Raw genomic sequence first — 10,326 nt, 5'->3', positions numbered from 1 at the left:
GGCTGAGGGCATGGTCCCGATGCTATGGCCGCGCACCGTCACCCACCGCGCCGCGACGCGCCGCGCCACCGGCCGAGCGGGGTCGGTGCGCGGTACGCTCGGGAGGTGCCCGACACCCCGTTCGCCCTCTTCGACCTCGAGGGCACGGCGACGGCGGTCCGCCTCCCCCCGCCGCCCGTGCGGCATGCGCACGAGCAGCGCATCGTCGCCGACGCGAGCGACCGGGTCGCGTGGCTCCGGGCCCGCTCCCAGGGCGTGACGGCGACGGATGCCGCGAAGCTCTCGTCGCGCGCGGCGGTGCGCTCCGCCGCGTGGGAGAAGCTCCACGGCAGCCGGGGCCGCTTCGGCGGCAGCCGCTTCACCGACCACGGACGGGAACGCGAGCCCGTGATCGCCGAGTGGGTGCGCAGCACGCACGGCATCGAGCCGTCGTCGCTGCTGTTCCACGCGGCATCCGACCGCCGTCATCTCGCCACGCCCGACGGGCTGCGGGTCACCACCGACGGCACCCCCGAGCTCTGCGAGATCAAGACGACCTCGCGGCCGTGGCGAGGCGTGCCGCGCGGCTACCTGCGCCAGGTGTGGTGGCAGCAGTACGTGCTCGGCGCCGAGCGCACCCTCGTCGTGTGGGAGCAGCACGACGACTTCGTTCCCGTCGCCGACGAGCCACGGTGCTGCTGGGTCGATCGCGACGACGACCAGATCGCGATCCTCGTGCGCCTCGCCGAAGAGCTGCTCCTCGCCCTGCGGCCCGACGACCCGGCGCGTTCCGTCTATCGTCCGGGTGCGTTGGCGTGACGACCGTCCTCCTGCACGGGCTCGGGTCCGACCGCCGGCAGCCGCTCGGCATCTTCGAACCCGTCGTGCAGGCGGTCTCCGGGCCCGACGAGCTGATCGTCGCTCCCGACGTGCGGGCCCACGGCGGGTTCCTCGCGGTCGGGGAACCCGGCGACTTCCATCTCGACCGGCTCGCCGCCGAGGTCTGCGAGCAGGTGCCGGCGTCGCTCGTCGAGGCCCACGCCGGGCATGGCGACCCCGATGACGCCGTCACGCTCATCGGCATCTCGATGGGTGCGGCGCTCGCCCTGCGCATCGCGCTGCTCGGCCTGCTGCCCGTGCGCCGTGCGGTGTTCGTGCGGCCCGCCTTCGACGACCGCTCACTGCCCGACAACCTGCGGCCCTTCCCCGTGATCGGGCAGATCCTCGCCGATGCGGGTCCGGCCGGCGCCGACGAGTTCCAGGAGCGAGCGATCTACCGCGAGATCGCCTCGGCCACCCCCGCCGGCGGCCGGGCGCTGCTCGCCCAGTTCCAGGCACCGGATGCCGCACGCCGGGCCATGCGCCTCGTCGAGATCCCGCGCAACCGGGCGTTCGCCGACGACGCCGAGCTCGAGGAGCTGACGGCACGCGGCATCCGTTCGCTCGTCGTCGGCGCCCCCCGAGACCCGGTGCATCCCTTCGGCATCGCCGAGCGCTGGGCCGGCGGCCTGCACACCATGCTCGAGCTCGTGCCCGCCCGCGACGACGGCCAGGCCCAGCAGACGAGCGTGCTCCGCGAGCGCGTGGCCCGCTGGCTGCAGCGCGACTGAGCCCCGCCGACCTGGGCCCGGCTCAGGCGGAGGTGACGCCTGCGCGTTCGCCGTGACGCCCAGACGGTGCGGCGGCCGTGGGCTCGTCCCTGGGCTCGTCGGGTTCGTGCGGCCATGGCGTGCGGCTCAGGGCGATGATGCCCGCACCGACCAGGAGGATGAACGCCGCGATGGCGATGACGTACACGGCCACGCCGCCGTAGCCCGCCTGCTGCGCCGGATCGAGGAACGGATAGGGGTACCAGCCGACGATCGCGCCCCGGATCATCGAGTACACCGCCCAGGCGATGGGGAAGATCGCGATGGTCCAGAGCCGCCGCCACTCGACGCGGCGGCGTCCGGGCGCGAGCACCCAGTCGGCGATGAGGTAGAGCGGCGCCCACACGTGCAGGATCTCGTTCGACCACGGCACCGTCGTGGCCTGGTCGAGCGAGATCTCGCGGAGGAGCAGGTTGTAGACGACGAACGTCGTGGCCATGTAGGTCACCACGCACGCACGCACGAGGTTGTAGGCGGCCGGGTCGACGCGCCGGGCGAACGCGTACCACGCGCCCACGAGCAGCACGATCGCCGAGAGGGCGTTCGAGAGGATCGTGAAGAAGCTGAAGAAGTTCACGACGAACGCGAGTCGATCGCTCACCATCGACCAGCTCTGCGCGAACTGGCCCACGATCGCCACGATGATCGCCGCGGCCGCCAGCAGCCGCAGCACCCCGAACAGTCGCCTCACGGAATTCCCCGTCCCCGCCGCATCCGTCGGCCCAGCGGCGCACTGTGTGCAGCATAGTGGTGCGTGGGGATGCCGACGGGGAGGAAGTGCCGATGGCCGAGACGATGCAGGCGCTCGTGATCGATCGCACCGGTGAGGCCGACGAGCTGCACCTCGCGGAGGTGCCGCGGCCCACCCGCGTGAGCGACGAGGTCGTCGTGCGCGTGGTGGCGGCCGGCGTGAACCCCATCGACGCGAAGACCCGGGCGGGCCGCGGAGTCGCCGCGGCGATCGGTTCGTATCCCGCCGTGCTCGGCAACGACTTCGCCGGGGTGGTCGAAGCGGTGCCGTACGCGGCGCACCCGCTGCAGCCCGGCGACCGCGTCTACGGCATGGGCCGCGTGCCGCGGCTCGGGGGCAGCTACGCCGAGTACATCGCCGTGTCGTCGCTGAGCGTCGCTCCGATGCCAGCATCGCTGGGCTTCGCCGAGGCGGCCGCGGTGCCGCTCGCCGCCCTCACGGCCTGGGGCGCGGTGATCGACACGGCGCGCGCACATGAGGGGCAGCGGATGCTGGTGCACGCGGCATCCGGCGGCGTCGGGCACTTCGCCGTGCAGCTCGCGGCCTACTTCGGCGCGGAGGTCACGGCGACCTGCTCGGCCCGCAATGTGGACTTCGTGCGGTCGCTCGGCGCCCGCCACGTCATCGACTACACCTCGGAACGGTTCGAGCAGGTCGCCTCCGAGCAGGACGTCGTCATCGACCTCATCGGCAACGTCGCCGATGACACCGGCACGCGGTCGCTCGACGTGCTGCGCCCCCACGGGCTCGTCGTGAACGTGCCCACCGGGTCGTGGCCGACCATGGCCGACGAGGCGGCCGCCCGCGGCATCCGTGCCACCGGGTACTCGGTGTCGCCCGACGCGCGCACGCTGGCGGTGATCACGCGGCTCATCGACGACGGCTCCGTGCGCGTGCACGTCGACCGAGAGCTGCCGCTCGCCGAGGGCGCCGAGGCGCACCGGCTTCTCGAGGGTGGGCACGTGCGCGGCAAGGTCGTGCTGCGGGTGGCGGCGGACCCGGACTGACCCCGCTCAGCCCGCGCGCGACTCGAGCAGCGCGCTGCCGAGCTCGCTGCGCAGGTAGAGCACGCTGCGGCCGTACCGGGTGCTCACGAGCAGGCCCGCATCGCGCAGCACGCGCAGGTGCTGGTTCACGGCCGAGGCGGTGACGCCGAGGCGGACGCCGAGCTCGGTCGACGAGGCGGGGTCGCCGAGCGCCGCGAGCAGGCTCGCCCGGGTCTGGCCCAGGACCGCGACGACGGCGGCCGGGTTGGCGACGTGCTCCGTCTCCCACAGCGCGCCCTGGCCGCGGGCGGAGTACATGATCATCGGCGGCCCATCGCCCACCGGCGCGGATGCCCGCCGGGTGAACATGGTCGGCACGAGCGTCAGGCCGTTGCCGTCGATGGCGATCGTGCGGTCGGCGGGGTCGTGCAGGCGCACGGCGACGACGCCCCGGTCGTACTCGATGCGCTCCGAGAGCCCGTTGAGCATGGTCGCCACGCCGGCCTGCGCGATCTGGCGGCCGCGGTACACGACGTCCGCCTCGAGCACGGCGCGCATGCGCGGCCAGTACGGTTCGAAGCAGGTCTCCCAGAGCTGCCGCAGCGCCCGGGCGATGCGCCGGAGCGACGCACTGGTGGATCCCGCGAACACGTCGGGAATATGCCCGTGCACGGCGATGAGGTCGCGCCGGAAGACCTCTGGGGGTGTCTCGAGGAGGCCGGCGAACTCGTCCTCGATGCGGGTGAGCGGCGAGCTCGGACGCGGGTTCAGGAAGTCGGGCGTCCACATCCGCTCATCGATGAGCCCCGAGAGCGTGTGGAGGTCGAGGCGGGCCCGCGCCTCCTCGGTGCGGCGCAACCAGCCGAGCTGCAGCGGGAAGCGCGCGGGCTCCTTGATCGCCCGAAGCGAGAGCCCCAGCTCGCAGAGCGGAGAGATGCCGAAGCGCACGCTGCCGACGTCGTCCTCCGTCAGCAGGTACCTCAACATGTAGCCCAACGCTACATCGATTTCGACGGCCCCCGCAGCTCTGGCAGAACTGAGACGTGAGCGCGACCCCCACCCCCGACACCGGCACCCTCCCCGTCATCCAGCCCGACCTCGACGACGCAWCCGCCGCCTCGGACGAGGCGAACGCCTCCGACGTCGCAGCCGCGACGGAATCCACGCACGCCGATCGACCGAACCTCTTCCGGCGCATCATCGGCTCGCTCGCCGACCCCGTGCTGCGCATCCTCGTCATCGCCACTCTCATCAGCCGGGTCGGCCGCGGCATCTTCCTCACGGTGACGGTGCTCTACTTCACGCTCATCGTCGGCCTCGCGCCGCACGAGGTGGCGATCGTCCTCGGCGCCGCGAGCGCCGCGGGCGTCCTGTCGTCGCTCGCGGGCGGCTGGCTCGCCGACCGCACGAGCGCGAAGCGCCTGCTCATCGTGCTCTCCATCGTCGACGGCATCGGCCTCGTCTGCTACGTGCTCGCCCACGACTTCGTCACGGCCCTGGTGATCGCCGTGCTCGTCGGCGCCGTCGAGCAGGCCGCCAACTCCACCCGCATGGCGATCATCGCCCGCGCCTTCGACGGCGAGAGCCGGGTGCATGCCCGCGCGGTGCTGCGCACGGTGACGAACGTCGCCATCGCGGTCGGGTCGGGCATCGGAGCCGTCGCGCTGCTCGCCGGCACGGCCGACGCCTACCGCTGGATCATCGTCGGCGCCGGCGTGATGTACCTCGCGGGCGTCACCCAGCTCGTGCGGCTCCCCGCCTACGTCGACGCGCCCAAGCGGGTCGCGACGGATGCCGCGGTGATCACCACTGCGACCGGGTCCACGGATGTCGCGGCATCCGCTCGGGCCGAACGCCTCGCCCGCCGCGCGCACTCGCCCTGGCGCGACCCGCGCTACCTCGGGCTCAGCGCACTCAGCGCGGTCTTCGGCATGCAGTTCGGCGTCGGCGAGGTCGGCGTACCCCTGTGGATCGCGAACGACACGGCCGCCCCCGAGGTGCTCGTCGCGGTGGTGCTCATCCTCAACACGGCCATCGTGGTGCTGTTCCAGGTGCCGCTGTCGCGCGGCACCCACGACGTACGGCGAGCCGGCCGCGTCTCGGCCCTCGCGGCGTGGCTCATGGCCGCCGCCTGCCTGGTCTACGCCGCCGCCGCCGGGCTGCCCGCCGGATTCGCGGCCGCCGTCATCGTCGCGGCCGCGGTCACCCACGCCTTCGCCGAGGTGCTCTCGCAGGCCGGCGGCTGGGGCCTCAGCTTCGAGCTCGCCGACCCGGTGCAGGCGGGCACCTACCAGGGCGTGTTCTCGATGGGGTACTCGCTCGGCGCGATGGTCTCGCCCCTCTTCGTCACGTCGACCGCGCTGACCTTCGGGTTCGGCGGCTGGGCGATCCTCGCCGTGGTGTTCCTCGCCTCCGGCCTCGGCACGTGGGCGATCGCGCGGGCCGCGGCGAGGACGGCCGCGGCGGCGGCGTAGCTGGGACCACCCGCACAGGCAGCATGACAGGGGTGTCGGCTATCGTCGCGGCATGAGCGTCGCGCCCTCGATCGTCTGGTTCCGCGACGACCTGCGGGTCGCCGACCATCCGGCGCTCGTGGCCGCGGTCGAACGCGGGGCGCCGGTCGTGTGCGTGTACGTGCTCGACGAGGAGTCGCCCGGCATCCGGCCACTCGGCGGCGCGGCGAAGTGGTGGCTGCACGGGTCACTCGAAGCCCTCGGCCGGGGGCTCGAGGCGCTGGGCGCGCGGCTCGTGCTGCGGCGGGGCGCGGCCGGCGCCGTCATCCGCTCCCTCCTGGAGGAGACCGGCGCCGCCGCGGTGTTCTGGAACCGTCGCTACGGCGGCCCCGAGCGCGAGGTCGACGCGGCCCTGAAGCGCGAGCTGCGCGACGACGGGCTCGAGGTGCAGAGCTTCGCGGCCAACCTGCTGTTCGAGCCCTGGACCATCCGCACCGGGCAGGGCACCCCGTTCTCGGTGTTCACCCCGTTCTGGCGGGCGTGCACGCAGGCGCCCGAGCCGCGGCATCCGCTGCCCGCCCCCGAGGCGATCGACGGCGGTGGCACCGCCGCCACGGATGCCGCGAGCGACGCCCTCGACGACTGGGAGCTGCTGCCCACCCACCCCGACTGGGCGGACGGCCTCCGCGCGGCGTGGACGCCGGGCACCGCGGCGGCGCACGAACGGCTCGACGAGTTCGCCGACGAGGGCCTCGGCGGCTACGCCGACGGACGCGATCGTCCCGCGCTCGACGTGACGTCGCGCCTCTCACCTCGGCTGCGCTGGGGCGAGCTCAGTCCGTTCGAGGTCTGGCACGCACTGCGCGAGCGCCGGGTCCGGGGCGAGGGCGTGAACCGGTTCCGCACGGAGCTCGGCTGGAGGGAGTTCGCCTGGCACGTGCTGTACCACTCCCCCGAGCTCGCCACCCGCAACTGGCGCGCGGAGTTCGACGCGTTCCCGTGGCCACGGCTGCATCCGGCCGCGCTGCGGGCCTGGGAGGAGGGTCGCACCGGGGTGCCGCTCGTCGACGCCGGCATGCGCGAGCTCTGGGCGACCGGCAGCATGCACAACCGCGTGCGCATGGTGGTCGCGTCGTTCCTCACGAAGAACCTGCTCATCGACTGGCGCCGCGGCGAGCAGTGGTTCTGGGACACGCTCGTCGACGCCGATGCGGCGGCCAACCCGTTCAACTGGCAGTGGGTGGCCGGGTCTGGCGCCGATGCCGCGCCGTACTTCCGGGTGTTCAATCCCGAACTGCAGGCGACGAAGTTCGACCCCGACGGCGCCTACGTGCGGCGCTGGGTACGCGAGGTCGACACCGACGACTACCCCCAGCCGATCGTCGACCTGAAGGCGACCCGCGCGGCGGCCCTGGACGCGTACGAGCAGGTGAAGGCGGCGCGCGGCTGACCAGGCGGCGCGGGGCGACGCGGCGCGACGCCGCTAGAGGCGCTTCTCGAACCAGTGGTCGGCGTAGACCTCGTCGTTGAACGGCTCGACGTCGACGTAGCCCGACGCCCGGTACATCGCGATGGCCTCCGTGAGGCTCGCATTCGTCTCGAGGGTGACGGATGCCGCGCCGTGATCGCGCGCGGCCTGCTCGAGCGCCGCGAGGATGCGCCGCCCGACGCCCATGCCGCGCACCGCGTCGTCGACCCACATGCGCTTGACGTAGGCCGGCTCGTCGTCGTGGAACAGCACCGCGCCGCATCCGATCGCTCGTCCGTGCAGCCGGGCGAGCACGAACAGGCCCGTCGGCTCGGCGAACTCGTGCGTGCCGGGGTGCAGGCTCCGGCCGGGGTCGAAGCCGCCCGGGAACCGCCGCCCGAGCTCGTCGTAGTAGGCGGCGAGGCAGCGCCCGGCGTCATCTGACGCGGCATCCGCCGGCTCGACCTGCACGAGCCCGGCCTCGAGGAGCCGCATGACCGTGCCCATCGCCTCGATGAGCCGGGCCTGCTGGCCGTCGCTCAGCGGTTCGAGCACGGATGCCGCGAGCGCATCGCTGCGGCGGTCGAGCTCGGCGCGCTCCACCCGCCCCGCCGGCGTCGGCTGCACGGTGCGCACGCGCGAGTCAGCGGATGCCGCGGCCTCGACGGTCACGAGCCCCTCGCGCTCGAGCGAGCGGAGCAGGCGGCTGAGGTAGCCCGAGTCGAGCTCGAGTCGCTCGCGGATGGTGCGGACCTCGACGCCGTCGCCCGCCACCTCCCAGAGCACCCGGGAGCTGCCGAGCGAACGATCGCTGCCGAGGTAATGGTCCTCGAGCGCGCCGATGCGACTCGTGACGATGCGGTTGAWGGCGCGGACGGTGTCGATCGCGCCGCGGTCGGCGCCACGGTCGGCGGCACGGGCGGCGGCACGGCGAGCGGCGACCGCGCCAGACGGGCTGGACATATTGCTGACCTTAGTCAGGTACTCTGGCGGCGGCAAGCGCGATCGCTCAGGGCAGGGCGCGAGCCAGCACCCAGTCCTGCTCGAGGCGGTCGCCGAGACGGAACCGCTTGCGGCCCGCCTTCGCGAACCCGTGCTTCTCGTAGAACCGGATCGCCCGCGCGTTCTCCTCGTTCACGCCGAGCCACGCGGCGATCGCGCCCGTCGTCGCAGCAGCGTCGAGCGTCGCCGCCATGAGCGGTCCCGCGACGACGCCCGACCCGTGCGCGAGCGCGCGCGTGTAGAACTTGCTGAGCTCGATCGTCGGTCGTGCCGCGACGGCGGCCGCGGCATCCGCATCGGCAGGATCGCCCGCGATGAGCATCGAGTACCCCACCAGGTGGCCGTCGTCCTCCTCGGCCAGCAGCAGCGTGCGGCCCGGGTCCGCGAGGTACTCCCCCATGCGCTCAACGGTGAAGTTCGCGGCGATGAACGCGGCGATCGCCTCGGCGGTCGTCGACGGCGGGCAGGCGAGGGGGAAGGTGTCGGCGGCGAGCTCGGCGAGCGCCGCGGCATCCGCTGCACCCGCCGTTCGGATCGTGAGGTCTGGCACGAACACCGATTCTTCCAGAGCACGGATGCCGCGGGGTGGCATGATCGGCCCATGGATGCCGTGACCTCGCCCATCGCCCGCTCCGACGACGGGCGGTCCTTCCTCGTCGCCGACGCCGCCGGATCGAACCTCGTCGCCGGGTCGCTCGTGATCGTCACCGCCGACGGCGAGCGCCAGCTCGCGCTCGTCGAGGAACGGTCCGAGACCGTGCCGGCGCACCTGCGGGGGCGCCTCATCGGCATCCTCGGTGACGGCGCGCTCGACACCGCCCGCAGCCGCGCGTTCGAGTCGGGCGTGGTCGAGGAGGTCGACGCCGCGACGATCGACGTGCTGCACGCCACCACCGGGGCGCTGCTCGAGGTGGGCCGCAATCTCACCGAGCCCGGCGGCCCCGCGAAGCTCCTGCCGCGCCGCTTCAACCGTCACACCTTCTGGTGCGGCCAGAGTGGATCGGGCAAGACCTACGCGCTCGGCGTGGTGCTCGAGCAGCTCATCGCGCACACCGCCCTGCCGGTGGTGATCTTCGATCCCAACTCCGACTTCGTGCGGCTCGGCGAGCTCAATCCCGGGGCGACCGGCCCCACCGCCGAAGCGCTCGCGGGCCGCGACATCCGGGTGCTGCGCGCCCGCGGTGAGGGCGAGCACCGCCTTCGCGCGCGGTTCCTCGACATGAACCGGCCGTCCAAGGCTGCCGTCCTGCGACTCGACCCCGTGGCCGACCGCGACGAGTACAACTCGCTCATCCATATGCAGGAGCTCCTCCGGGCGGGCGAACTCGACCAGCTGATCCCCATGCTCGAGGCCGTGCAGGAGGGCGGCGACCAGCATCCGCTCGCCGAGCGCATCGAGAACCTGGGCGTGCTCGACTGGGAGGTGTGGGCGGGAGCCGACACCGCGGTCACCGACGTCGTCGCCGAGCGGCCCGACGCCACGGTGCTCGACCTCGGCGGATTCTCGACGCCCGAGCAGCAGCTCGTCGTCGCCCTCTCGCTGCTCGACGACCTCTGGGAGCGGCGCGAGGAACGACGGCCCGTGCTGCTCGTCATCGACGAGGCGCACAACCTCTGCTCGCCCCAGCTCGACTCGCCGCTCGCCGTCGCCGTGCGCGACCGCATCGTGCAGATCGCCGCAGAGGGGCGCAAGTTCGGCCTGTGGCTGCTGCTCTCGACGCAGCGGCCCTCGAAGGTGCACCCCGGGATCATCTCGCAGTGCGACAACCTCGCCCTCATGAAGATGACCTCGCCAGTCGACCTCGAGGAGCTCGGCACCTACTTCGGCTACGCGCCCGTCGCGCTGCTCGCGAGGTCGCCGTGGTTCCGGCAGGGTGAGGCGCTCTTCGCCGGGGGCTTCGTGCCGACCCCGTCGCTCGTGAAGGTGAACGCGCGGCTCACGCCCGAGGGCGGCAGCGACGTGGGCGTGCCCCTCCGCTGAGCGACCGCGTGCCGCTGCGCTGAGCGGCGGATGCCGCGACGAAGCGGATGCCGCGGG

Annotated in this window: 10 protein-coding genes; 6 read left to right on the top strand and 4 right to left on the bottom strand. The window is 73.1% G+C overall.

Annotated elements, in window-relative coordinates; translation table 11 throughout:
* The first annotated feature begins 177 nt into the window (after positions 1 to 177).
* Positions 178 to 798 (top strand): YqaJ viral recombinase family protein, encoded by a 621-nt coding sequence (locus tag AC1DY2_RS09110; protein ID WP_476762127.1) that lies wholly within the window; start codon positions 178 to 180, stop codon positions 796 to 798.
* Positions 795 to 1,589 carry an alpha/beta fold hydrolase gene (locus tag AC1DY2_RS09105; RefSeq protein ID WP_476762126.1) on the top strand — a complete coding sequence of 265 codons (795 nt, stop codon included), beginning with the start codon at positions 795 to 797 and terminating at the stop codon, positions 1,587 to 1,589. Before AC1DY2_RS09110 ends, AC1DY2_RS09105 begins: the two co-directional genes overlap by 4 nt.
* Before the next feature lie 22 nt (positions 1,590 to 1,611).
* On the opposite strand, the gene AC1DY2_RS09100 is transcribed toward AC1DY2_RS09105, so the two are convergent.
* Positions 1,612 to 2,319: a Pr6Pr family membrane protein gene (locus AC1DY2_RS09100; protein ID WP_476762125.1), complete on the bottom strand. Its 708-nt coding sequence runs from the start codon at positions 2,317 to 2,319 to the stop codon at positions 1,612 to 1,614.
* 92 nt (positions 2,320 to 2,411) lie between these two features.
* Between AC1DY2_RS09100 and AC1DY2_RS09095 the strand changes: the two genes are divergently transcribed.
* Complete coding sequence (locus AC1DY2_RS09095) at positions 2,412 to 3,386, top strand: NADP-dependent oxidoreductase (RefSeq protein ID WP_476762124.1); 975 nt, start codon at positions 2,412 to 2,414, stop codon at positions 3,384 to 3,386.
* A gap of 6 nt (positions 3,387 to 3,392) precedes the next feature.
* On the opposite strand, the gene AC1DY2_RS09090 is transcribed toward AC1DY2_RS09095, so the two are convergent.
* The gene (locus AC1DY2_RS09090) at positions 3,393 to 4,352 is read right to left on the bottom strand and encodes an ArsR/SmtB family transcription factor (RefSeq protein WP_476762123.1); all 960 of its coding nucleotides are present in this window, start codon (positions 4,350 to 4,352) and stop codon (positions 3,393 to 3,395) included.
* A gap of 56 nt (positions 4,353 to 4,408) precedes the next feature.
* Here AC1DY2_RS09090 and AC1DY2_RS09085 point away from each other — a divergent pair, with 56 nt between their 5' ends.
* Together AC1DY2_RS09085 and AC1DY2_RS09080 are read left to right on the top strand one after the other, a co-directional pair.
* Positions 4,409 to 5,839: an MFS transporter gene (locus AC1DY2_RS09085; protein ID WP_476762122.1), complete on the top strand. Its 1,431-nt coding sequence runs from the start codon at positions 4,409 to 4,411 to the stop codon at positions 5,837 to 5,839.
* 52 nt (positions 5,840 to 5,891) lie between these two features.
* Positions 5,892 to 7,268 carry a cryptochrome/photolyase family protein gene (locus tag AC1DY2_RS09080; RefSeq protein ID WP_476762121.1) on the top strand — a complete coding sequence of 459 codons (1,377 nt, stop codon included), beginning with the start codon at positions 5,892 to 5,894 and terminating at the stop codon, positions 7,266 to 7,268.
* A gap of 33 nt (positions 7,269 to 7,301) precedes the next feature.
* Here the strand turns inward: AC1DY2_RS09080 and AC1DY2_RS09075 are convergent, their stop codons facing one another.
* Both AC1DY2_RS09075 and AC1DY2_RS09070 read right to left on the bottom strand, forming a co-directional pair.
* Positions 7,302 to 8,249: a bifunctional helix-turn-helix transcriptional regulator/GNAT family N-acetyltransferase gene (locus AC1DY2_RS09075; RefSeq protein WP_476762120.1), complete on the bottom strand. Its 948-nt coding sequence runs from the start codon at positions 8,247 to 8,249 to the stop codon at positions 7,302 to 7,304.
* 46 nt (positions 8,250 to 8,295) lie between these two features.
* A complete protein-coding gene (locus AC1DY2_RS09070) occupies positions 8,296 to 8,838 on the bottom strand; it encodes a GNAT family N-acetyltransferase (RefSeq protein ID WP_476762119.1) in 543 nt (180 codons plus the stop codon).
* A gap of 51 nt (positions 8,839 to 8,889) precedes the next feature.
* On the opposite strand from AC1DY2_RS09070, the gene AC1DY2_RS09065 reads away from it, so the two are divergent.
* Positions 8,890 to 10,269, top strand: coding sequence for an ATP-binding protein (locus tag AC1DY2_RS09065; RefSeq protein WP_476762118.1), 1,380 nt, complete (start codon positions 8,890 to 8,892; stop codon positions 10,267 to 10,269).
* The last annotated feature ends 57 nt before the right edge of the window (positions 10,270 to 10,326 follow it).

The organism is Agromyces sp. P1_H4 (assembly GCF_056405255.1).
Note: the sequence above shows the minus strand (reverse complement) of the source record. Positions and strands in the feature narration are given on the sequence as shown.